This window comes from Acidaminococcus hominis, assembly GCF_022484025.1.
GTDB classification, from domain to species: Bacteria; Bacillota; Negativicutes; order Acidaminococcales; family Acidaminococcaceae; genus Acidaminococcus; species Acidaminococcus hominis.
Window position 1 is genome coordinate 2497250 of the sequence record NZ_JAKVMG010000001.1, and the last position, 24482, is coordinate 2521731.

The 24482-nt window shown below is 55.5% G+C and carries 22 protein-coding genes; 20 read left to right on the top strand and 2 right to left on the bottom strand.

Annotated features, from left to right (window positions below):
• Positions 1–6: 6 nt before the first annotated feature.
• The 6 genes from LKE88_RS11300 (at position 7) to LKE88_RS11325 (ending at position 5594) form a co-directional block, all read left to right on the top strand.
• Positions 7–612 carry a YjbH domain-containing protein gene (locus tag LKE88_RS11300; RefSeq protein WP_105326966.1) on the top strand — a complete coding sequence of 202 codons (606 nt, stop codon included), beginning with the start codon at positions 7–9 and terminating at the stop codon, positions 610–612.
• Between the two features lie 27 nt (positions 613–639).
• A complete protein-coding gene (locus tag LKE88_RS11305) occupies positions 640–1539 on the top strand; it encodes a lysophospholipid acyltransferase family protein (RefSeq protein ID WP_118286884.1) in 900 nt (299 codons plus the stop codon).
• Positions 1540–1542: 3 nt separating this feature from the next.
• Positions 1543–2898, top strand: coding sequence for a UDP-3-O-acyl-N-acetylglucosamine deacetylase (gene lpxC / locus LKE88_RS11310; protein ID WP_158572326.1), 1356 nt, complete (start codon positions 1543–1545; stop codon positions 2896–2898).
• Between the two features lie 15 nt (positions 2899–2913).
• Entirely contained in the window at positions 2914–3723 is an 810-nt protein-coding gene (gene lpxA / locus LKE88_RS11315) for an acyl-ACP--UDP-N-acetylglucosamine O-acyltransferase (RefSeq protein ID WP_105326968.1), read from the top strand.
• A gap of 6 nt (positions 3724–3729) precedes the next feature.
• Positions 3730–4536 (top strand): LpxI family protein, encoded by an 807-nt coding sequence (locus tag LKE88_RS11320; RefSeq protein ID WP_105326969.1) that lies wholly within the window; start codon positions 3730–3732, stop codon positions 4534–4536.
• A 137-nt stretch (positions 4537–4673) separates the two neighbouring features.
• Positions 4674–5594: a carbon-nitrogen hydrolase family protein gene (locus LKE88_RS11325; RefSeq protein ID WP_105326970.1), complete on the top strand. Its 921-nt coding sequence runs from the start codon at positions 4674–4676 to the stop codon at positions 5592–5594.
• 94 nt (positions 5595–5688) lie between these two features.
• Here the strand turns inward: LKE88_RS11325 and aspT are convergent, their stop codons facing one another.
• Positions 5689–7419, bottom strand: coding sequence for an aspartate-alanine antiporter (aspT, locus tag LKE88_RS11330; RefSeq protein ID WP_105326971.1), 1731 nt, complete (start codon positions 7417–7419; stop codon positions 5689–5691).
• Positions 7420–7446: 27 nt separating this feature from the next.
• Positions 7447–9033, bottom strand: coding sequence for a bifunctional aspartate transaminase/aspartate 4-decarboxylase (locus LKE88_RS11335; RefSeq protein ID WP_118286886.1), 1587 nt, complete (start codon positions 9031–9033; stop codon positions 7447–7449).
• 559 nt (positions 9034–9592) lie between these two features.
• On the opposite strand from LKE88_RS11335, the gene lpxB reads away from it, so the two are divergent.
• The 14 genes from lpxB to LKE88_RS11405 all read left to right on the top strand — a co-directional run bounded on the left by lpxB (position 9593) and on the right by LKE88_RS11405 (position 24290).
• Complete coding sequence (gene lpxB, locus LKE88_RS11340) at positions 9593–10729, top strand: lipid-A-disaccharide synthase (RefSeq protein WP_231086067.1); 1137 nt, start codon at positions 9593–9595, stop codon at positions 10727–10729.
• On the top strand, positions 10726–12510 hold the full coding sequence (locus LKE88_RS11345) for an ABC transporter ATP-binding protein (RefSeq protein ID WP_105326974.1): 1785 nt from the start codon (positions 10726–10728) through the stop codon (positions 12508–12510). Before lpxB ends, LKE88_RS11345 begins: the two co-directional genes overlap by 4 nt.
• A gap of 18 nt (positions 12511–12528) precedes the next feature.
• On the top strand, positions 12529–15063 hold the full coding sequence (gene lpxK, locus LKE88_RS11350; RefSeq protein WP_423767612.1) for a tetraacyldisaccharide 4'-kinase: 2535 nt from the start codon (positions 12529–12531) through the stop codon (positions 15061–15063).
• A complete protein-coding gene (gene kdsB, locus LKE88_RS11355; protein WP_118286889.1) occupies positions 15060–15845 on the top strand; it encodes a 3-deoxy-manno-octulosonate cytidylyltransferase in 786 nt (261 codons plus the stop codon). Before lpxK ends, kdsB begins: the two co-directional genes overlap by 4 nt.
• Positions 15846–15852: 7 nt before the next feature.
• Complete coding sequence (kdsA, locus tag LKE88_RS11360) at positions 15853–16674, top strand: 3-deoxy-8-phosphooctulonate synthase (protein ID WP_118286890.1); 822 nt, start codon at positions 15853–15855, stop codon at positions 16672–16674.
• Between the two features lie 5 nt (positions 16675–16679).
• Positions 16680–17645 (top strand): KpsF/GutQ family sugar-phosphate isomerase, encoded by a 966-nt coding sequence (locus LKE88_RS11365; RefSeq protein ID WP_105326978.1) that lies wholly within the window; start codon positions 16680–16682, stop codon positions 17643–17645.
• Positions 17646–18188: a KdsC family phosphatase gene (locus tag LKE88_RS11370; RefSeq protein WP_118286891.1), complete on the top strand. Its 543-nt coding sequence runs from the start codon at positions 17646–17648 to the stop codon at positions 18186–18188.
• Positions 18188–19057, top strand: coding sequence for a lysophospholipid acyltransferase family protein (locus tag LKE88_RS11375; protein ID WP_118286892.1), 870 nt, complete (start codon positions 18188–18190; stop codon positions 19055–19057). Before LKE88_RS11370 ends, LKE88_RS11375 begins: the two co-directional genes overlap by 1 nt.
• Positions 19058–19071: 14 nt before the next feature.
• Entirely contained in the window at positions 19072–19620 is a 549-nt protein-coding gene (gene lptC / locus LKE88_RS11380) for an LPS export ABC transporter periplasmic protein LptC (protein ID WP_105326981.1), read from the top strand.
• Positions 19620–20471: an LptA/OstA family protein gene (locus LKE88_RS11385; protein WP_231086064.1), complete on the top strand. Its 852-nt coding sequence runs from the start codon at positions 19620–19622 to the stop codon at positions 20469–20471. Before lptC ends, LKE88_RS11385 begins: the two co-directional genes overlap by 1 nt.
• A gap of 12 nt (positions 20472–20483) precedes the next feature.
• Positions 20484–21203 (top strand): LPS export ABC transporter ATP-binding protein, encoded by a 720-nt coding sequence (gene lptB, locus LKE88_RS11390; RefSeq protein WP_231086062.1) that lies wholly within the window; start codon positions 20484–20486, stop codon positions 21201–21203.
• A gap of 10 nt (positions 21204–21213) precedes the next feature.
• Positions 21214–22305: an LptF/LptG family permease gene (locus LKE88_RS11395; protein ID WP_118286893.1), complete on the top strand. Its 1092-nt coding sequence runs from the start codon at positions 21214–21216 to the stop codon at positions 22303–22305.
• A 369-nt stretch (positions 22306–22674) separates the two neighbouring features.
• A complete protein-coding gene (locus LKE88_RS11400) occupies positions 22675–23868 on the top strand; it encodes a DUF3084 domain-containing protein (protein ID WP_118286894.1) in 1194 nt (397 codons plus the stop codon).
• Complete coding sequence (locus LKE88_RS11405) at positions 23868–24290, top strand: RuvC family protein (RefSeq protein ID WP_118286895.1); 423 nt, start codon at positions 23868–23870, stop codon at positions 24288–24290. Before LKE88_RS11400 ends, LKE88_RS11405 begins: the two co-directional genes overlap by 1 nt.
• The last annotated feature ends 192 nt before the right edge of the window (positions 24291–24482 follow it).

Sequence of the window (24482 nt, forward strand, 5' to 3'; positions counted from 1 at the left end):
AGCATCATGAAAAAACAATTTTGGCTGACCCTTTGTCTGGGGCTGGCGCTTTTGCCCGCTAGTGCCCAGGCCAAAACCCTGACGGATGGTACTTCCGGGATCATCAACGCCCCCAGCGGGTATGTTCGGCTGCCCGGCCATGTATCCGCCGGTTTGGATTGGACCAAGGATGCCAAGACCGTCCGGGGCAACGTAGCCCTGCCTTTAGGCTTGGAAGTGGCTGGCAGCCACGTAAACCCCAAGCACGGGGATACATACAACACCGTCAGCGCCAAGTGGCAGGTTCTCCGGGAAACTCCGGTAACCCCCGCTATCGCCATTGGCGTCCAGGATATCAGCGACCAGAAGGACCGCCGGGGCTATATTGCTGCCAGCAAGGCCCTGCCTGCGGACTTTAAGATTCACGCCGGCATCGGCACGGACCAGTATAAACATGGTTTCGCAGCCCTGGAAAAAGACGTGCACCTTTTGGGCTACAACGTGACCCTGATGGGAGAATACGACGGCAGCCACTTCAACTACGGTGCCGCCGTGCCCGTAACCCGGTTCTTGCAGGCGGAAGTGGGCGTGCGCACCCATCACCTGTACGGGGGCGTCAACCTGACGTTCTAATTATCGTTTGAATGAGGAGGGACCTGGATGGCTGCCTATAAACTCATGCAGTTTATCAGCTGGCTGGTCTGTCACCAGCCCCACTGCCTGAACCGGGCGCTGGCCTGGCTTTTGGGGCACCTGGGCTGGTATGTGGTGCCCAAATGGCGCCGCTATATGGCAAAGGAAAATATCAAGGACTGCCTGGGGGTGGGGGACGCAGAGGCGGAAGCCATCGCCAAGGAAAGCGTTACCCGCTTTGGCCGGATGCTGATTGAGGTGCTGCGGTACCCGCTGCTGACCAAGGACAACTTCCGGAATATTGTCCATTTTGAAGGCCTGGAAAATCTGGAAAAGGCCTATGCGGAAAACAAGGGCATCTGCATGGCTACGGCCCACTATGGAAACTGGGAAATGCTGGGGGCTTCCATGGCCCTTTTGGGTTATCCCATCCTGTCCATTACCCGCAAGCAGAACAACGGGGCCATGGACCGGTTCATCAACGACTACCGGCGCATGGTGGGACAGCACGTGACCTATAACCATGGGGGCAACAGTATGCTGGCCATTGGCCGCTACCTGAAGGAGAAACACCTGGTGGGTATTTTGTACGACCAGGATTCGGCCCACACCGGGGAGCATCTGCTGTTTTTTGGGAAACCTTCCCGGGTTCCCGACGGCGCTGCCCACCTGTCCCGAATCTTTGGGGCGCCCATTGTGCCCCTGTTTATGCATAACAACCCGGACGGGACGCTGACAGCGCGGATATATCCGGCGCTGCATACTCCCAAGACCGCTGACCGGGATGCAGATGTTAGTGGTATAATGAAAGAATTGATGGTCATCGCCGAGCGGGAAATCAAACTGGACCCAGCCATGTGGTTCTGGGTTCATGACCGCTGGAAGGATGGCCGGAAGCGGTACGAAAAATATATGAAAGGCGTGTGATGGATGACCGTGGAAAAACAACATACCCTGAAGCAGGCGGTATCCTGCGACGGCATTGGGCTCCACTCTGGAAAAATGGTGGTGATGACCCTCTTGCCGGCACCGGCGGATACGGGCATTGTCTTTATTCGGACGGATATGGAAGGACGGCCCCAAGTCCATGCTGTGGCTTCTAATATTACGGCAACCACCCGGGCCACTACCCTCAGTGAGAATGGCGCCAGCGTAACCACCATTGAACACGTGATGGCTGCTTTTGCCATTTTGAAGGTGGACAACTGCTACGTGGAAATGTCTTCTGCCGAGCCCCCTGTAGGCGACGGCTCTGCCCAGTCCTTTATCGATCAGATTCAGTCCGTGGGCCTGGCGGAGCAGGCTGCAGAACGTCAGGTGTACCATGTGAACCGGTCCTTTTCCTACTACGATGGGGACCGTTCCATTGTGATCCTGCCCTACGAAGGTTACCGGGTTACCTTTACTTCCATCAATCCCCATCCCCTGCTGGGGACCCAGGTGTTTGACGTGGAAGACAAAGGGGACAACCTGCTTAAAGAAATTGCCTCAGCCCGTACAGTGGCTTTTGAGGACGAAATTGCCCAGCTGCAAAAAATGGGCCTGGGCCTGGGCGGCAACCTGGACAACGTGGTGGTATTCGGCAAGGACAAGATCCTGTCCGTACCCCGTTTTCCGGATGAACTGATCCGCCACAAGATTCTGGATGTCATCGGTGACCTGTATTTGCTGGGCCCCATTCATGCCCATATCATCTGCATGAAATCCGGTCATGCCTTGAATGACCATATTTCCCGGCAGATTGATGAATACAGACGCGTCCATGAGCATCACCATGAATACCACCACGAAGCCCCCGAGGCTTCCGGTATGAATACAAGCGAGAACGCGGTAAGGAGCAAGGACATGATTACATTAGATATTCAGGAAATCCAAAAAATTCTGCCTCATCGGTATCCCATGCTGCTGGTCGACCGGATCATTGAGCTGGAACCCATGAAGAGAGCCGTTGGCATCAAAAACATCACCATGAATGAACCCCAATTTATCGGGCACTTCCCTGGCAAACCCATTATGCCCGGGGTGCTGCTCATCGAAGCCATGGCCCAGGTAGGCGGCGTAACCCTGCTGTATCCTGAAGAAAACCGGGGCAAGATTGCCGTCTTTGGCAAAATTGATAAAGTGCGTTTCCGCCGTCCCATTAAACCCGGGGACCAGCTGGTAACCACGGCCATCATTACGAAAATCAAAGGAAATATGGGTATCGCCCACTGCGAAGGAACGGTGGACGGCGAGCCGGCGTGCGAAGGGGACTTCTTCTTTGCCCTGGCCGAGAATAAACAATAAAGGTGGAGTGAAAAAATGACAGCAGATTCTACAATGATACATGAGACCGCCATCATTGCACCGGGTGCTGAGATTGGCCCCAATGTCAAAATCGGCCCGTACTCTGTAATTGGGGAACATGTCAAGATTGGCGAAGGTACGGTGATTCATCCCCATGTGGTTGTTACCGGACGGACGATCGTTGGCAAGAATTGCGAATTCTTCCAGGGCGCTAGTGTCGGTGAAGTGCCCCAGGACCTGAAGTACAAGGGTGAAGACACCACCACCATCATTGGTGACCATGTAACCATCCGCGAATGCGCCACCGTCCATCGGGCTGTAGGCGAAGGCAACGAAACCCGCATCGGCAACAACGTACTGATGATGGCCTATACCCATGTGGCCCATAACTGCATTGTGGGCAACAACGTGATCATGAGCAACGTAGCAACTCTGGCCGGCCACGTAATCGTGGAAGACCGGGCAGTTATCGGCGGGCTCACTGCCGTGCACCAGTTCACCAAAATCGGCCGCAACGCCATGTGCGGCGGTATGAGCCGGATTTCCCAGGACGTGCCTCCCTTTGTGATTGTAGCCGGCAACCCCGCTTACGTAGCAGGGCTCAACAGCGTAGGTATTTCCCGGGCTGGGATTTCCCTGGAAGTCCGGAAAGAACTGAAAAAAGCCTATAAGATTCTCTACAAGAGAGGCCTGTCCCTGCCGGAAGCCATTGAAACCATGGAACAGGAACTGAACAGCTACGAAGAAGTGGAACATTTCATGCGCTTCCTGCGCACGGTAGAAAGAGGCATTTGCCGTTCTTCTTCCCGGGGTCTGCGGGAGTAAAAAGGCATGGATAAAATCTTAGGCGTACTGGCCGGTGTAGGCCACCTGCCGGTGGATGTGGTCCGGGGCGCCAAAAAGGAAGGGTACCGGACCGTGGTGATTGCCCTGGTGCCCGGCACCCATGAAGACCTGCCCAAAGAAGCAGATGCGTTCTACGCCATCAACATCGGCAAGGTAGGGAAAATCTTTAAGACCCTCCAGCAGGAAAAGGTGGCCCAGGTCACCATGATCGGCAAGGTCACCAAGGAAATCCTCTACTCCGGGGGCGTCCTGGTGCCCGACTGGCAGGCGGTGAAACTGCTGATGTCCCTGCCGGACCGCCACGACGATACCATCATGAATGCCCTGGTAAAGAAGCTGGAAGACCTGAACATCCACGTTATGGACCAGACCCTGTTTCTCCAGGACCTGATGCCCAAGGCCGGTGTGCTCAGTAAACGCAAACCCACCCAGGAAGAATGGGCGGACATGGAATACGGCTTTGACATGGCTAAGAAAATCGGCGGCCTGGACATTGGCCAAACCGTAGTGGTAAAGAACAAAGCCATTTTGGCCGTGGAAGCCATTGAAGGCACCGATGCCTGCATCCTCCGGGGCGGCAAGCTGGGCAAAAAGGCCATTGTGGCCAAAACCGCCAAGCCGGCCCAGGATAACCGGTTCGATATGCCGGGGGTGGGCGTGCGGACCATTGAATCCATGATTGAATCCGGCTGTGCCGGGATTGTCATGGAAGCAGGCCGGACCCTTTTGGTAGAACGGGAAAAAGCCCTGAAACTGGCAGACGACCACAACATTACCGTGGTAGCCAAATAAAGCATTGCATAAAACAGAAGGGTCATGGCTGCGGCCATGGCTCTTTTTTGCTTAATTTGGAACAGAAATTCGACTGTCTTTCTAGGATATTCTGTGGTACAATAGCCCTAATCTAATATACCATGGGAGGGTATGCTGTGAAGGAACTTGAAACCATCTGTAAAATTGCTTTGATTCAGGCCACCCCGGTGATGTTTGACAAAACCGCAGGCCTCAAAAAGGCCCTTCAGCTCATTGATACCTGTGCCGCCAAGGGGGCCAAGCTCATTGTCTTTCCGGAACTTTTTATCCCGGGCTATCCCTTTGGGCTGACCTTTGGCTTCCGGGTAGGCAGCCGCAGCGAAAAGGGCCGGGAAGACTGGAAAACCTACTACGACAATTCCCTGCTGTCTGACGGACCGGAAATGCAGGAAATTATCGACCGGGCGAAAAAATATGGGGTGTACCTGAGCCTAGGCTATTCGGAAAAGGACGCCGTAACCGGTACCCTGTACAATTCCAATTTGATGATTGCTCCGGATGGCCAGGCCCTGAACCACCGGAAAATCAAACCCACCGGCAGCGAGCGGGTGGTGTGGGGGGACGGAAACCAGGATTACTTCCCCGTTATGGAAACTCCCTGGGGCCCCATGGGGAATTTGATCTGCTGGGAAAGCTACATGCCCTTGGCCCGGGTGGCCCTGTACCAGCAGGGCATCAGCCTGTACATTTCCCCCAATACCAACGACAACCCGGAATGGCAGGATACCATCCGGCACATTGCCCTTGAAGGCCGTTGCTACTTTATCAATGCGGACATGGTCTTTGGCCGGAAGGATTACCCCCAAACGGTCAGCGGGGAAGCGGAAATTGCGGCTCTGCCGGACCTGGTGTGCCGGGGCGGCAGCTGCATCATTGACCCCTACGGCCACCCGGTAACGGAAGTCCTGTGGGACAAGGAAGGCATTTTGTACGCCGATTTGGATATGCAGCAGGTACCTGCCAGCCGGATGGAATTTGACCCCTGCGGTCACTATTCCCGGCCGGATCTGCTCCAATTGACCGTGAAAAAAGGATAAATCGCAGAAACAAAAGGACGCCCGTCCTCTTACCTTGGCCAAAGCTGGCTGGGGCAGGAGGGCAGGCGTCCTTTTTAGGGAGTTCGCCTAAGGCTTATTTCAGAAGAGCCACAATCAGGGGTCCCATCACCGTCAGGAGAATGTTCCCAGCGGCATAGGCCGGTGTGTAGCTTAACGCAAAGACACTGGAGTTGGTTTCTTCCACCAGGCCGTTTAAGCCGGCCGTAATGGTACCAGCCCCGGTTAAGGAGCCGCAGATATCTACGGGGTCCATATGAAGCACGTATTTGCCGAAGAACACGCTGATAAAATGGGGCACAAGGGAAATTACCGCGCCTACAAGCAGCACGGACACGCCCATGGATTTCAGGGCTGACAGGAAGTCCGCCCCGGCGGACAGGCCCACAATGGCGATGAAAAGGTTCAGGCCCACGCTCTTCAGGAACCACCGGGTAGCTGCCGGCAGCAGCCCCTTATTCTGGTGCTTGCTCTGGTACCAGCCAAAGAACAGGCCGGCAAACAGGGCACCGCCGCCGGAACCCAGGGTAATGGGAACCCTGGCAATATTAATGGAAATGGCCCCAATCAAAAGCCCCACCACAATACCCAGGGACAGGAAGCTGACATCTGTATCGTCCCCGGTATCCTTGGCGTAGCCCAGCTGCTTCTGGACCTGGGCCACCATCTTGGGCGGGCCCGCCAGCACCAGCTGGTCGCCTACCGCAAAGGGAGTGCCCTCCGGCAGGGGAGAACCGTTCCGGGTGGCGGAAACGGTGTAGATGCCCAGTACCGTCAGGTTCTTCAGTACCTCCTGGGAGAAGCCCTGGGTAAGGAAAATGGTCTTTTTAACCAGGGGCAGGGACAGGCTTTGGGCGTCCAGGATTTCCTGGGCCCCGGATTTCTCCACGTCCACCATGGAGGCCAGGGAACCCATAAAGGTCACCCGGTCGCCGCTTTGCAGCACCGTGTCCCCTTTGGGGGGAACTTCCTGGCCGCCGCGGATGAGCTTTTCCACGGTCAGGGTGTTGTTATGATGGGCTTCCAGGTCTGCCACGGTCTTGCCCACAAAGTTGGTCTTGTCGTCCACCACAAAAGCCCGGGCCTTGATCAGGCTGACGGTCTGGTCGCCGGCGCTGGCTTCCTTATAATGGATGGCTTCAATTTTCTGTTTGGTGGCTTCTTTCAGGTTGACCCCGCACAGGGCCGGCACAATATTCCGGATGAAGATGATGACTCCGGCGGTGCCAAACACGTAGGTCAGGGCGTAGGCCACGGCCATGTTGCTTTGGGCCTGGGCCAGCTGGGTGCCGGACAGCACTTCCTTCAGGGAAGAATCCGCAGTGCCCAGGACCGCCGACTGGGTCAGGGCTCCGGCGATGATGCCGGCAGCTTCCCCAGCCTCAATGTGCAGCATAGAGCAGACAATATAGGCTGTGGCAAAGGCCACCACCGCAAAGAATACGGAGAAGATGATAATCTTCACCCCGGAACTTTTCAGGCTGTTGAAGAAGGAAGGCCCCACCTCGTAGCCGATGGAGAAAATGAACAGGCTGAAGAAGATGGTCTTCACCAGGCCGGAAATCTCAAACCGGCCGTAGGAGGCCAGGGCCAGGCTGATTAACAGGCCGGCCAGCAGGGTGCCTACCGTGGCGCCCACGTTAAAGGAGCCGATTTTGATTTTCCCCACCCAATAGCCGATGGCCAGGCAGAGGAAAATCACAATGGCGGCGTTGCCTAGCAGGTAATGTCCCACATCTCCCGGGAGTACCGCAGCTGCGTGCCGGGTAAACTCCAGGGCCTCCTGGGACCAGAAAGTCAATGTCATAGTAACCGCTTCCTTTCCAGGCAGAACTTATTTCTGCTTGAGATATTCCTTGTGGTATTCCTCCAGCAGGTCCAGAATCCGGCGGCCAATCTTGGCGTAGGCTTCATCAGGCAGGTTGGCCTGGGATACCCGCAGGGTGCCGGAGGGCGCATCAAAGCCCAAGCCTTCCATGAGGACTACCCCTTCTTCTTCGGACAGCCGCATCAGGAAGTCGATCTGTTCGTAGTTCTTTTCCAGATATTCCCGGAAGGGCTTGTCGTATTTCAGTTCGGCAATCCGGTAAATATCCAAAATGGTGTAGTACTTGGCGTTGGTGGGAGTGTCATCTTCCGGCACGCCCAGGGTCTTGTACAGGGTATGGTAGCGGTTTGCCACCAGCTTGTCCGCTTCCGTAAAGTACGGGTCCGGGTCCTTGGCCAGCAGGTGGGTCAGGGCGAACAGCCCCATTTGGATCTGCTGGGGCGTGCTGAGCCCGCTGGTGTGGTACAGGCCGATGGAACGGCTGTCTGCGTTGATCCGGTCCAGCATGGCCATTTTCCGGGGCTCCAGGGTGACAATGGAGTAGTCGGAATCCAGGGTTTTCTTGGTGTCCTCCGGCAGTTTGGCCAACAGGTCATCGTACACGTTTACGTCATGGGCAGCAATGAGCCCCAGCCGCCAGCCGGTGCAGCCAAACAGTTTGGAGAAGGAGTATACCAGGAGGGTATTGTAGGGAGCCACCCCGTAGACGGAGGTAAAGTCCTTGACGAAGGTGCCGTACACGTCGTCGGTGATGACAATCAAATCCTTCCGCTGGTCCGTAATGGTCTTGAACCGTTCCAGGGATTCCTTGCCCAAGGCGTGGGAGCCCGGGTTGGAAGGGTTCACCAGGAAGAAGGCCTTGATGGACGGATCCAGCAGCTTGTTCATTTCCTCATCGGGGATTTCCCACAGATTGTCTTCCGTGGAGGTCACATTGATTTCCGCCAGCTCAAAATTGGTCAGCCGGGGAATCTGGATATAGGGGGTGAAGATGGGCATGTTGATGGCAATCTTGTCCCCTTCCTTTAAGAGTCCGTTATGCTTTAAGGAATCGAAGATATAGACAATGGCTGCCGTGCCGCCTTCCACCGGGAATACCTTGGTGTGCTGGGCAAGGCCCGTGCCCGGGTACAGGGCTTTTTCCAAATAGGCGTTCAGTACCTTTTCCGTATTTACCAGGCAGCGGCTGGGCACCGGGTAGTTGTTGCCCACAGCCCCGTTGGCAAATTCCAGGATTACTTCCTGCCGGTCCAGTTTCAGGGTATCCGCCATATAATCCACGGAAGCCTTGATGAAGTTGTTGACGTCATCGTCTTCCCGGAAAAATTCCTGGAACCGGGTGATAATGCCGTCCCCTTCAATATAGCCGGCCAGATTCCCGTTGTGGATGGTCCGTTCCGATTCCACTACGCCAAATTCCACCCATTTGCCAAAGGCGAGGCGTCCCAAGGCATTGATCCAGTTGGGGTTGCCCCGGCCTGCGTTCAAAAACGTCTTATGCTTTTCGTTGCCCTGTGCCAATTTCAGCATTTTGCTGCTGACTTCAAAAGCGCCTAAAGTTTCCATTTCCCGTTCGTATGCCTTGGTAATCATGTGCATCGACCTCCCATAATGATATTGTATTGATAACATCATCTTACACCTGGAAAGTTGTAAAAACAATAATAACTATTGATTTGTTCACAGAAAAAATTGACTTTACGAAGGATAAAATGTGCGAGAAATGAAGAATTATGTGAAGATAAAAAAACTATATATAAGCTAAAGTACAATAGTGATGAATATATCCCGATTTTTCCCGAAATAAGCGGGATTCAGCATTATTAAAAGTGATGATGTCTTGACAGCAAACGTGCCTTAAGACGATTTGGGGAAAGAAAACAATTATTCTGGGAGGGGAAAAATTCTTCAGAATTAACGCAGCGAAAATTTTTCGGCTGTCGGAAAAGAAGGGGACGGTTACCCTGGCAATGGATTTTGCTCCCAAGGGCACGAACTCCCCAGGCGCCCTTGTTGTACCTATGAAAAAAACGCAGGAAATCCGACCATTTGGCCCAATTTTGATATTTTATGGAAATATTTGGAATGGGTCGCCCGGATGTGCTAAAATATAATGTACACTTATGTTCGAAACGAGAGAGGAGAAAACAGGGTGACGCGAATCTTCATATCAGCCGGAGAAGCCTCCGGAGATCTTCACGCGGCGGCACTGACCCGGGCCATCCTGGCCCAGGACCCCACGGCCCAGGTATTTGGCATGGGCGGGGCTGCGCTGCGGGAAGCCGGCGGCGAAGTGCTGTTTGACTATAAGGATTACAGTGTGATGGGGTTTGTAGAAGTAGTGAAGCAGCTGCCCCGGCTTTTTGCACTGAAAAATGCCTTCAAAAAAGCCATGGAAGAACGGAAGCCGGACGTGTTTGTAACGGTGGATTACCCGGACTTCAATATGCGGGTGGCCAAGGTGGCCAAAAGCCTGGGCATTCCCGTATTTTCCTACATCCCCCCGTCGGCCTGGGCCTGGCGCCGCAGCCGGGCCAAAATGGTGGCTGGGCTAGCCACCCGGGTGGCCTGCATCTATCCTTTTGCCTATGACGTGTATAAGGCAGCCGGAGCCCCGGTGGAGTTCGTAGGAAATCCCCTGGTGGATATTGTAAAGCCGGTGCTGACCCCGGAAGAACGGAACCGGAAAATCGGCAAGCGGGAAGGGCACCCGGTGGTGCTGCTGCTGCCGGGCTCCCGGGTAAAGGAAATTACCGGGGTGCTTCCAGTGATGCTGAAGGCGCTGTCACTGATCCAAAAGGCCAGGCCGGAGGTGGACTTCATCCTCCAGAAAGCCCCTTCTATTGATACGGAGCTGCTGGAGAGCATCCTCAGGACTTCCCCCGTGCCTGTCCGGCTGGTGGAGGGAGATGGCTACGACGTGATGAAAGCCTCGGACGCCGCTCTTGCCACCAGCGGTACCGTGACCCTGGAATGTGCCCTGTGCGGCCTGCCCAGCGTCATCTGCTACCGGGCCAGTGCCCTGAGCATAGCCATTGCCCGGCACCTGGTTTATGTGAAATACATCGGCCTGCCCAACATCCTGGCAGGCAAGGAAATCCTGCCGGAACTGATCCAAGAAAAACTGACACCGGAAAACATGGCTTCCTCCGTACTGGCGTTTCTTGACCCAGTGGAAGGAAAGACCGTACGCGGGGAGCTGGCCCAAGCCGTTTCCAAGCTGGGCCGGCCAGGTGCCGTAGCGCGCACCGCCGCCTTGATATTACAGACAGCTAAGGAGAACTCATGAACCTGTACTTTCGTATTATCCAATTTATCAGACCCTATATTCCCCGGCTGATTGCCGCGGGCTTCTGTACCATTATGACGGCAGCGGCCAACCTGTACGTGCCCTGGATTGTCCGGGACGTTATCGATAAGGTCTTCTCTGACAAGAACAGCGGCCTATTGAACCTGATTGCCGTGGGCATCATCGTCATTTTCTTTGCCAGAGGGATATTCTATTACGGCCAGAGCTACCTGATGAACTACGTAGGCGAAAGCATCGTCATCGACGTGCGCAGCAAGGTGTTCCGCAAGCTCATGGAACTGGATACCCGCTTCTATGACCGGAACAAACTGGGCACCATCATGAGCTACGTCACCAACGACGTGCAGGCCCTTCAGGCAGCCATGGTGGACAACAGCATCGAAATCATCACCGAAACCAGCGTGCTCATCGGCTCCATCTGTGCCATGGTATACCTGGACTGGAAGCTGACGGTCTTTACCTTCTGCACCTTCCCGGTGGTACTGTTCTTTATGGACTTCTTCGGCAAGAAAATCCGTCAGTCCGGCCGCCGGATTCAGCAGGCCACGGCGGATATCACCAGCGTGCTCCAGGAAACCCTGTCCTCAACCCGGGTGGTCAAATCCTTCGTCCGGGAGCCCTACGAAATTGAGCGGTTTGACCGGCAGAACCGGGTAAACTTCTACGCCAACATGAAAAGCGCCAAGCTCATGGGTACCCTGTCCCCTGTCATCGAATTCATTGCCGCCCTGGGCGTAACGGCCATCATCTGGTTTGGCGGGCGCAGCGTAATCAACGACGAGATTTCCGCTGGTTCCCTGATTGCCTTCCTGGTGTACGCCATCAACATTTCCAACCCCATCAAGCGGATTGCCCGGGTACTGGGCAATATCCAGCGGGCCCTGGCTGCTGCGGAACGGGTTTTCGGCGTCTTGGACCTGGAAGAAAAAATTCCGGAAAAACCCGATGCCATTGCCCTGCCTCCGGTAAAGGGCTATGTGGAATTTAAGGATGTATCCTTTGAATACAATCCCGGCGAACCCATCCTGAAACATTTGAACTTTAATGTGGAACCCGGTCAGGCAGTGGCCCTGGTAGGCCCCTCCGGTGCCGGCAAATCCACCATCGCCAACCTGGTGCCCCGGTTCTACGATGTGACCGGCGGCAGCATCAGCATTGACGGCCACGATATCCGGGACGTTACCGTTGCTTCCCTCCGGGAGCAGGTAGGTATTGTGCCCCAGGAAACCAACCTGTTCAATGACACCGTCTACAACAACATCCTCTACGGACGGCTGGATGCCACCCGGGAAGAAGTCATTGCCGCTGCCAAGGCAGCCAATGCAGATGAATTCATCGTCCAGCTGCCTCAGGGTTACGAAACCCATCTGGGCGACCGGGGCGTGAACATTTCCGGCGGTCAGCGCCAGCGCATTTCCATCGCCCGGGCCATCTTGAAGAACCCCCGGATTTTGATTTTGGACGAAGCCACCTCCGCCCTGGATACGGAAAGCGAACGGGTGGTACAGGAGGCCCTGGACCGGCTGATGGTAGGCAGAACTTCCTTCGTCATTGCCCACCGGCTGTCCACCATCCAAAACGCCAGCAAGATTCTGGTACTGGATAAGGGCGTCATTGTGGAAGAAGGCACCCACAGCCAGCTGATGGCTCTCCATGGCCTGTATGCCCACCTCCACGATATTCAATTCAAAGAAAAAAAGGTAGTGAAAAAAGGCGCAGCCCAGCAATCCCATGAAACGGACGAGGACGCGGAAGACTAACGAAAACGAGGTCAGAGGATGTATTATTTGTATAATTTCTTGGCGACAGTATTATTTATCATCGTAATCCTGCCGTACTTTACCTGGCGGTATTTCCGGGAAAAAGGCTTTCCCCGCCGCTTCCGGCAAAGCATCGGCCTGATTCGGGATGACGAGATTGCCGCCGTAGCCCATAAAAACTGTATCTGGATCCACGGGGCTTCCGTGGGCGAAATCGTAGCTACCAGCCCGCTGGTGAAAGAAATTCGCAAGGCCATGCCCGACGCCAAAATCCTGGTGTCCGCCGTGACCACCGGGGGCTACAACATGGCCCACCAGATTATTCCGGAAGCCGATGCCATCATCTACTTCCCCCTGGATCTGCCCTTTGTGTCCGAATCCTTTGTAAAACGCATTATGCCCCGGATTTTCATGCCGGTGGAAACGGAACTGTGGCCCAACTTCCTGCGGGCCGTGAAGCTCCGCCGGATTCCTGTGATGATGGTCAACGGCCGGATTTCCGACAAGTCCGTCAAAAGCTACCGGTACCTGTTTGGCATTTTGGCCGACATGATGGGCAGCGTTACCCGTTTCTGTATGCAGTCTTCCATTGATGCCGAGTACATCGAGCACCTGGGGGCTGAAAAACGCCGGATTTTTGTCACCGGCAACACCAAGTTCGACCAGACCTATGCGGAGGTGACTCCTGAGGATCTGGCCCAGTATAAGGAAGAACTGGGACTGGGCAGCGATTACCCTGTGATTGTAGCCGGCAGCACCCATCCGACCGAAGAAGAAACCCTCTTTAAGAGTTTTCAGGATATCCAAAAGGAATTCCCCCACGCCCGGCTGATTGTGGCGCCCCGGAAACCCGGCCGTATCCATGAGATTGCCCAGCTGGCCCAAAAGTACGGCTTGAAGCTGGGGCTCCGTTCCAAACTGAAGGAATTGCCGGCCGGCAGCCGCCCGGCCTACGATGTGGTGCTCATTGACACCATTGGGGAACTGGGCCGGATCTACGCCGTAGGAGATGCCGTATTTGTAGGCGGCAGCCTGATCCAGCATGGGGGCCACAACGTTTTGGAACCGGCAGCCCATGCCAAACCCATCATTGTAGGGCCCAGCATGTCCAACTTCAAGGATTCCTTTGCCCTGCTCAGCAAGGTAGGAGCCTGCGTCCAGATTAACAACGGGGAAGAAATGACCCAAATGTTCCTGAAAATCTTTAAGGACGATGCCCTGCGCAAGAAGATGGGGGAGGCCTCCCTCCAGGTTATCCGGGAAAACCGCGGCGCTGCCGTGCGTACCATTGGCTACCTGAAGGAGCTGCTGAGCCTGACTGCTACCGAGAGCATGGTGAACAACCATTATAAAATCAATACCCGCAACATCAACGATGAAATCAGTCCCCGGATGCGTCCCGGCGACGCCGTAACCCAGTACCTGATCCAGCTGTCCCATGGCGAGGACAGCGGTATCCTGGACTGGTGCGTGCTGGCCTTCCTCCGGGTCCTGTCCGTTCTATACGAAGCCGGGGTACGGCTGAAGCTGGGGCTCTATAGCCTGGGTGCCCTGCCCAAGACCCATTTGGACTGCTGCGTGATTTCCATCGGCAACATTACCGTAGGCGGCACCGGCAAGACCCCTACCGCCCAGAAAGTGGCCCTGATGATTCAGCAGATGGGCTACCGGGTGGTGATTTTGAACCGGGGCTACCGTTCCCATTGGGAAGAAAAGATTGGCGTGGTTTCGGACGGCAAGAAGATTTACATGACCGCCTACGAAGCCGGCGACGAAGCCTTCCTGATGGCCAAGCAGCTGCCCGGCATTCCCGTGGTCATCGGCAAGGAACGTTCCATTACCGGCCAGTTTGCCGTGGAGAAGTTCCGGGCCGAGGTCATCATCTTGGATGACGGCTACCAGCATTGGCAGCTGTACCGGGATCTGGACGTGGTGCTGGTGGATACCCTGAATATGTTTGGCAACGGCAGCATCCTGCCTAGGGGAACCCTGCGGGAACCCCTGGCCAATCTCAGCCGGGCCGGCCTGTTCCTGCTCACCAAATGCGACCAGAGTTCCCCTATTTCCCGGGCAACCCTGTGCGATACCCTGCACAAATACGCCCCCAAGGCGCCCATTGTGGAAAGCATTCACAAACCCTGCGGCTATATTGAAATCGCAGATTGGTACAAAAACGACATGAGTAAGGCCCTGCCTCTCGAAGCCCTCCGGGGACAGCACGTAATGGTGTTTTCCGCCATCGGCAACCCGTCCTCCTTTGAGCAGACCATGACCGGCGAAGGCCTGAACATTGTAGAAGCCATCCGTTACCCCGACCATCACGACTACGGCATGGTGGAAATGCAGTACATCATGGACAAGGCCATCAGCCGGGGCGTCAAGGCACTCATTACCACCGGCAAAGATGCCGTTAAAATTCCTACGGAGTTTATCTACCTCCATCGGGATGTACCTCTGTACATCTTGGATATGGAAATTCAAATTACCAGCGGTGAGGAAGCTTTTGTAGATACCATCAAAGCCGCCATCAAAAAGGAGAAACAAGTAAAATGAAAGTTTTATGTGTAATCCCAGCTCGTTTCGGTTCCACCCGTCTTCCCGGCAAGCCTCTGGCTATGATGGCTGGCAAGACCGTGATTCAAAGAGTGTATGAGCAGGCTGCCCTGGCCCGGATTCCGGATCAGGTGGTGGTAGCTACCGACGACCAGCGCATTGCTGATGCAGTAGAACAATTTGGCGGCACGGCCGTTATGACCTCCCAGGACCATCCCAGCGGTACTGACCGGCTGGCCGAAGTAGCCCTGAGCTACGAAGACGTGGACGTGATTGTCAATGTCCAGGGGGACGAACCCATGATTCCGCCCCAGGTCATCGATGATCTGGCCCAGGCTTTTGCCGACAACGACGGCCTGGAAATGGCTACCATCAAGACAGAAATGCAGCCCGAGGATTTCCAGAACCCCAACGCCGTCAAAGTCGTTACCGACGAGAACGGCTATGCCCTGTATTTCTCCCGGAGCCTGATTCCTTATCCCCGGCATGACCTGCCGGAAGTCAAGGTGTACAAGCACGTAGGCATTTACGCCTACCGCCGGGATTTCCTGCTGAAATTTGCTGCTCTTTTGCCCACCCCCCTGGAACGGGTGGAAGGACTGGAACAGCTGCGGGCCCTGGAAAATGACGTAAAGATTAAGGTGCTGACCTCTGATTTCCAAGGGGTGGGCATTGATACGCCGGAAGACCTGCACAAGGCCAACGAAATTTTCACCCAGCTGGAAGCCGAAAAGGCCAAGGCTGCGGAAGAAGCCGCCAAGGCGGAAGAAGGAAAGGAGTAACCCATCCATGGAAAGCGTAACGATTGGATCCTATAAAGTGGGCCAGGGTCAGCCCCTGCTGATTATGGCCGGCCCCTGCGTGCTGGAAGGCTACGAACGGAGCCTGGCCATCGGCAAACGGGCCAAGGCCATTTGCGAAAAACTGGGCCTGCCCTATGTATTCAAGGCTTCCTACGATAAAGCCAACCGGTCCAGCCTGAATTCCTTCCGGGGACCCGGCCTTGAGGAGGGCCTGAAAATCCTGGCCCAAATCAAGAAAGACCTGAACGTACCGGTCATCAGTGACGTCCACGAAACCTGGCAGGTGGAAAAAGCCGCCGAAGTGCTGGACATCATTCAGATTCCGGCCTTCCTGTGCCGGCAGACGGACCTTTTGGTAGAAGCCGCTCACAGCGGCCGGGTAGTCAACGTGAAAAAGGGCCAGTTCCTGGCTCCCTGGGATATGCAGAACGTGGTCAATAAGATTACGGGCAGCGGCTGCAAGCAGTTAATGCTTACGGAACGGGGCGTCAGCTTCGGCTACAACACCCTAGTAACGGATATGCGGTCCCTGCCCATCATGCGGGAAATGGGCTTTCCGGTAATTATGGACGTGACCCACAGCGTGCAGATTCCTGGCGGCAAGGGCACTTCTTCCGGCGGCCAGAGCAAGTTTGCTCCCCATATGGCCCGGGCAGCGGCTGCCGTCGGCGTGGACGGCCTGTTCCTGGAAGTCCACGACAACCCGGCAGAAGCTCTGTCCGACGGACCCAACATGATTGCCCTGGATGACCTGGAACAGGTCCTTCAGGACGCCAAAACCATTGACCAGATTGGACGCAGGGAGTGAGCAAAATGCTGGAGAAAGCCAAAGAAACGTTGAAAATCGAAGCCGCTTCCATTCTGGAGCTGCTGCCCCGGGTGGATGAACATTTTCAGGCTGCCCTGGAAATGATTCTTCACTGCAAGGGCCGGATTATTGTGACCGGCATGGGCAAATCCGGCATTATCGGCCGCAAGATTGCGGCCACCCTGGCTAGCACCGGCACCCCCGCCTTCTATCTGCACCCGGCGGAAGGCATCCACGGGGACCTGGGCATGGTCACCCAAAACGATGTGATCCTGGCCCTGTCCAACAGCGGGGAAACCGGGGAAGTGCTGAATATCCTTCCGTCCCTGCGGCGGATTGGGGCGCACATCATCTCCATGGTGGGCAATCCTGATTCCACCCTGGCCAAGAACTCCGATATTGTGCTGAATGTAGGCGTGCAGAAGGAAGCCTGCCCCCTGGGTCTGGCTCCCACCAGCAGCACCACGGCAGCCCTGGCTTTTGGGGATGCCCTGGCCATGGAACTTTTGAGCGCCCGGCATTTTACCCCCAACCAGTTTGCCATCTTCCATCCCGGTGGCAGTCTGGGCCGGAAGCTGCTGCTGACGGTGGCCGACATTATGCATAAGGAACAGGAAAATCCCATGGTGCCTGCGGACATGAGCGTCAAAGATGCCCTGTTTGTGATTACCGACAAGGGCGTAGGCGCCGTTTCCGTAGTGGACGACCAGCATCACCTGCTGGGCCTTGTGACCGATGGAGATATCCGCCGGGGTCTGGCCCGGAGTCTGGATTTCCTGAACCGGCCCGTAGCCGAGATGATGACCGCCCATCCCACCACCATTGCCCCCAACAAGCTGGCGGCAGAAGCCCTGCACATTATGGAAGCCAACAAACCCCGGCCCATTACGGTGCTGCCGGTGGTGGATGAGGAGCACCGGGTAGTAGGTCTGGTGCATATTACCGACTTGGTACATCAAGGAGTGGTATAAATGATTACAGAAGAGGAATTGGCCAAGATTCGTCTTTTGGCCCTGGATGTGGACGGGGTTCTCACCGATGGCAGCATTATCATTGGCCAGAAGGGGGAACTGAGCAAGCACTTTGACGCCCGGGACGGACTGGGCATCAGCCTGGCCCTGCGCCACGGCATTTACGTAGCGCTGATTACCGGCCGTCACAGCGAAATTGTCCTGCACCGGGCCATGGAACTGGGCATCGGTTCCGTCTATGAAAACGTGGTTTACAAAGGGCAGGTGCTGGAACAGGCCGCCCGGGAACTGAACGTGAATATGGAGGAAACCGCCTTTATGGGGGATGATCTGAACGACCTTCCGGCCTTTAGCCGGGCCGCCGTTACTTTTGCCCCTGCAAATGCCGCCCTGGAAGTCCGGGAGCGGGCCAAGTACGTAACCACCCAGCCCGGGGGCCACGGAGCCGTCCGGGAAGTGATTGAACGGATCCTCAAGGCCAAGGGCCTGTGGAAGCAGATTGTAGACAGCTATGAAGTCAAAGGACAGGGAGATAAACAGTAATGCTTTATGCTGTATTAAAAGGAATGAGTCAGTTCCTTTCCGTTCTGCCCTACAAATTCGTAGTGCGGCTGGGAAGGAATTGTGGTAAACTATATTGGTATATCGCCAAAAAACAGCGCCTCAGGGCGGAAGCCACCATTCAGGAACGGATGGGAGTTTCGTCCCGGGACGCCCATGCTATTATCCACCGCCTGTTTTTGAACCTGGGCATGACCGCCATGGAGATTCTCTACATGCCGGCCCTGAACAAGGAAAATATCCGGGGCCTGGTCTCCTTTGACCGGCCCGGAGTTCTGTGGGAAGCCCTGGCCAAAAAGCACGGGGTGGTGATGCTGGCCTGCCATATGGACAATTGGGAATGGTTGGGCGCTGCCCTGGCCCTGAACGGCTTTCCTTTAAGCGCCGTGGAAAAACCCCAGCCCAATCCGGTGTACAGCGATTTTATGAATGAACTGCGCCGGGGCGTGGGCCAGGAGATTTTTGCCCGGGGAACCAACGAGATTCTGGGCTGTGCCCGGGCTATGAAAAAGGGCCGGATGCTGGGGCTCATTGCCGACCAGGACGGGGGCTACAACGGGATTTTCGTTCCCTTCTTTGGGAAGATGGCCTCTACTCCGGAAGGCCCGGCATATTTTGCCCGGAAGTTCAAGGCTCCGGTGGTGCCGATTTTCATCGTGCGCAAACCCAGCGGCTATGGCCACCAGGTAATTGTGAAAGACCCCATTTATTACGAAGACACCGGCAATCGGGAAAAGGATGATTACCGGATTACCTTACAGATGACCCAGGAAGTAGAAAAAATCATCCGGCAGTATCCGGACAACTGGATCTGGTTCCAGCACCGCTGGAATACTCCCTGGCAGGGTTAGGAAAGGAAGCCGCCATGCGCGAACACAAACGTACCATACTCATCATCCTAGGAGCAGTACTGCTTATGGGCGGCGTTATTGCCTGGCTGCTGAGCAGCAAGCCCACCACCGGCAAACAGCAAGCGGCTCCGCCGGAAACCCTCCAGGAGGTCAACGGCTCCACCATTACCGAAAACAAGGATGGCAAGAAGGTCTGGGAGCTGACGGTGGAATCCATGAGCTACAACAAGACCACCCAGGTGGACAGCATGAAGGGCATCAAAGGCACGTTCTACGATAAGGACGGCAAGACCATGACCGTCACCGCTGACGAAGGGGAAGTCCGGCTGGATACGAAAAACGTTGTCCTGACCAAGAACCCCAAAGGGTCCACCTCCGACGGCGGCACTGTAACCGCAGACAAGATTACCTGGGTGAACCAGGACCAGACCGTGGTGGCCGAAGGAAACGCCCGTTTGACCAAGGGTGATACCGTTGCCACCGGGGAAAAGGCCACCTTCGATGTGCCCATGAACCATGCCACCCTGGAAAAGAATGCCAACGTACAGAAGGGGGAATTCTGATGCTGAAAATAAAGAAAACGGCTCTTTTGGGCGTACTGGCAGGCCTTCTGTCCGTAAGCACCGCCTGTTTTGCCGCTTCGTCCGTAGCCGGCGACCAGGTCCAGTACGATTTCCGTACCGGCCAGGCCATAGCCAGCGGCAATGTGAAGCTGCGCAATGACGACGGCACCGCTACCGCCCAGGAAGCAGACTACAATACGAAAACCGGCGAAGGCAAACTGACGGGTTCGGTGGTTGCCGACCAGAAGGATGCTCATCTGACCAGCTCCACGCTGATCATTGAGCGCCAGGGCCATTACCTGTCCGCCATTGGCAACGCCGTACTGAAAAAAGAAGACAAGACCCTGCGGGCCAACCAGGTGAACTACGATTCCGATGCCCAATTTGCGGAAACCGTGGGACCCTGGGCCCAGCTGACCCTGGATGACGGGTCCAGCCTGGATTCGTCTACTATGCGCTACAATATGCAGACCGGCATTGCCAACGCAGAAGGCAATGTGCGGCTGATCAGTCCTCCCCGGGAACTGACTGCCCGGGCGGACCGTGCCGTGTACAACACCAAGGCAGATGACGGCACCATCCAATTGTTCGGCCATGCTACGGCTACCCAAAAGGATGATACGGTCAGCGGGGATACCCTGACCATCAAAGGCGCCGGCGGCAAGATTGCCATGGGCGAAGGCAACGTGAAGATGGTGGTTATGCCCCAAAACAGCCAGCCGGCTGCTCCGGCTCCGGAACCGTTGTTCTCCATTGCCGGAGATACCCCGGAACCCCAGAAAATCTATAAATACTTCAATTGGCCCGGCTCCCCTATGGAAGTAGGGAGTATGGACACTGATTTGGCATAAAGGGAGTAAAGAGTGAAGATACGCGCAGCAAATTTGGTAAAAGAATACGGCGGCCGCCGGGTTGTCAACGATGTCAGCCTGGAAGTGGAGCAGGGGAGCATTGTGGGCCTGTTGGGCCCCAATGGTGCCGGGAAAACCACCACCTTCTATATGATTGTGGGCCTGGAGCATCCTGACACCGGCCATGTGTACCTGGACGACCAGGACGTGACCCACCTGCCCATGTACAAACGGGCCTTGGAAGGTATCGGCTATCTGCCCCAGGAAGCTTCTATTTTCCGGAAGCTCACTGTGGAGCAGAACCTGCTGGCCATTTTGGAGCAGGTAGAGCCCTCCAAGGAAAAACGCCAGGCCAAAATGGAAGCCCTGATTGAGGAATTCCGCATTGGCCATATCCGGAAAAGCCTGGGCAGTGCCCTGTCCGGCGGCGAGCGGCGGCGGGTGGAAATTGCCCGGGCCCTGGCCACGGATCCGGCTTTTATTTTGCTGGACGAACCCTTTGCCGGCATCGACCCCCTGGCCGTGGCGGACATCCAGGTGATGGTGGCCCATTTGGCCCAGCGGGGCATTGGCGTACTGATTACCGACCATAACGTGCGGGAAACCCTGAGCATCGTCAACAAGGCGTACATTTTAAGCGAAGGCCAGATTCTGGTTTCCGGCACCAGCCAAGAGGTAGCAGAAAACCCCATTGCCCGGGAACATTACCTGGGCGAGAATTTCAGGATGTGAGGCAAGGCCTATGCGGATATTAGACAAGTACATTTTAAAACAGATGCTGCAGCCCTTTTTCTTCGGGGTTGCTGCTTTTTCCACCATTTTCGTGGCCAGTTCCTTCCTGTTTCGGGTAACCCAGTATATTACCCAGTACGGAGCCTCCTACGGCTCCTTGTTCCGGCTGTTTTTGTGCCTGATGCCGGAAGTCATCAACTACACCTTCCCCATGTCCATGCTGCTGGCTTCCCTGCTGACCATGGGCCAGCTGTCCGGCAACAGTGAAATTACGGCCATGCGCAGCGGCGGCCTCAGTTTCCGCCGGATTGCCGCCCCCATTCTGGCAGCCGGTTTCATTGTCAGCCTGTTTTCCGTGGTGTGGGCCGAAAAGGTGGTTCCGCCTTCCAAGACGGAATACGAGCGGATTGTCAACCAGGAAATCAAGCGGGACACCAAGCCCCGGACCCAGGACCATGTGCTGATCAAGCAGGTGTCCAAGGGTCAGCTGGTGCGCCTGACCTATGCTCGGACCTTTGACGAAAAGGCCGGCATGATGAAGGACATCACCATTGAGGATTGGGATAAGGGCAACGTGGTCCGGATCCAAAAGACCCCGGCAGCCAAATGGATTGACGGTGCCTGGATTATGGAAAACGGCACGATTACCGACCTGACCGGCAAAGACGGCGTCACCCGCACCATGAATTTTGACAAGCAGGTGCTGCCCATTACCGAAACGCCCAAGACCATCACTTTGGACCAGAAAGACCCGGATGAAATGACCATTGGGGAACTGAAGATGTACATTGGCATTCTCCAGCGCCAGTACATGCCCACCAGCAAGTACGTCATGGAAATGTACAGCCGGTTTACCGTGCCCCTGGCCAGCTTCTTCTTTGCCCTGATTGGGGTGCCCCTGGGCATGCAGTCCCAGCGTACCGGCGCTTCCATGGGCCTGGGCTTCTCCGTAGTGATTATTTTCGTCTATTATTCCATCATGACCTTTATGACCGGCCTGGGTCAGGGCGGCGTGATTCCGCCACTCCTGGCGGCCATCGTGCCCAACCTGCTCTGCGGGGTCTGCGGGTGCTGGATGATCTGGAAGAAAGACAATTTATAACTTTAGAAACAAAACCTGTGACGTGATGCCAAATACCTTGCGAACGGAAAGCAGTTCGCAAGGTATTTGGCATTTTTCACATTTATCCTCTACACTCCGCAGACCGCACCAACTAATACGAGTTTTCTGCAGCAAAAATTTGCCCACGGGCAAATTTTCCGTGGTTGCTTCTCAAAACCCGGCATCAGTACTAGCCCCTGCCGACCGCACTGATATTAAAAACGAACCACTGAGAGGGGATACCCGGCATCACATCACTTCAGGTCCCTTGATCGCACAATCCCATTGAAGTTCAACTACGTGTTCCTGGGGACGGTTTATGATATAATAATTATCGAATGCATAAAAACAGAAAGGGGAGGGAGCAGTATGCTGGGCATCACGTTGATCCTGGTGCTTGCCCTGATGGGCGGACTCATTGCCTATTTGGGAGATAAACTGGGGAGTAAAATCGGCAAAAAAAGACTGCGGTTATTCGGTCTGCGCCCTCACGATACCTCGGTGGTCATGACCATTGCCAGCGGTATTTTGGTTGCCGCCCTGACCATGACGGTACTGACCATCAGTTCCAAGGAGGTGCGCACGGCCCTCTTTGGCATGAAACAAATCCGGGCGGAACTGGCCAGCCTGACCGCCAGCCGGGATAAGGCCAACGCCGAACTGTCGGCCCAAAGCGCCCAGATTAAGGAACTGGATACGAAAATTGCCGAAGCCACTGCTGCAGCGGACGAGGCCCGCCGGCAAAAGGCCCAGGCAGAGGCCCAAATGGCCCAGGCCCAGCAGGACCTGAGCCAGATGCAGGAGCAGTACAATGAGGCCAGTGAGCGGTTGAAAACCGCAGAACAGCAGGTGGCCCAGGCAGAAGCAGCCCGGGATCAGCTCCAGCAGGATGTGAAGGACCTGGAAGACGCCACCAAACGGCTGCGGCAGGGTCTGGTAGCCATCCGGGAAGGCAACGTAGCCTTCCGGTCCGGGGAAATCCTGTACTCCGGGGTCCTCAAGGGCGGAGATGGCCCAGAAGCTACAAAATTGGCTTTAGAGAAGTTTTTAGGGGAGGCCAATACCCAAGTGGCAGGCCGTATTGGAGTCCAGCCAGAAACCCAGGTTATTTGGCTCAGCCGGGAGGCCGTGGACAGTGCCGCCAGTACTCTTTCCCAGCATAAGGGGAATATGTATGTGCGCCTTTGTGCTGCCGGCAATATTCTTTCCGGCGAAATGGTGGTCAGCCGGCTGGAAATGGTAGGGGACAAAGTGGTGTATCCGGAAGGGACCCTGATTCTTACCCAGGCCATTACCGTAAAGCCCTACAGCAGTGAAGCAGACCTGGCTCTGATGGCCTTCCTGAAGGATGTGAACCGCACGGCCCAGGCCGACGGCGTGATTCCCAACCCCATTACCGGGGACGTAGGCGCCATTACCAGCACGGAGCTGTCGGAAGCCAGCGAGAAGATTTCCCGGCTGGGCGGCCGGGTTTCCATTACGGCCAAAGCCCGCCAGGACATTACGGTGGCAGGTCCGGTTCTCTTGGATCTGGATGTAAAAAGTATAGGAGCAGACCAATAATGAGTGGAAAAAAAGCATATTTAGGCATTGACCCCGGTCGGGATAAGACCGGGGCCGCCCTGGTTTTAGATGACGGCACCCTGGTGCGGCAGGCAATCCTGCCCACCCAGGGCTTTTTTGACGCTTTGGAGGGCTTTCTGGCAGGGACCCAGCCCGCCGCCTGCATCATGGGCGACGGCACCACCTCGGAGACCATGCGCCAGCAGGTAAAGACCCATTTTCCCCAGCTGCCCCTGGTGGTGATTGATGAATATAATTCAACCCAAGAGGCCAAGGAGCTGTACAAAGAGCTGCACCCAGCCAAGGGGCTGGGACGGCTGGTGCCCCGGGCACTTAGAAGTACACCGTCCGCAATAGATGGACTGGCAGCGGCGGTATTGGTAAAACGGTATCTTTGTGGCAAAAGTATGTCAAGTTCATGAAAATTTAACCAAATGGTCACAAATTGACTCATTAGTCATGACATAAAGCTAGACATACTGTGACTTTTTTGTGGAAAAACACCTATTCTTTTGACTTATTTTCTTCTGCGTGCTACACTAAAAGCGTGAAGAAATTCACCATTGGTCCTCCTGGGGAGCAGCGGCTGGATGCTTTGCAATGTACACGTAGAG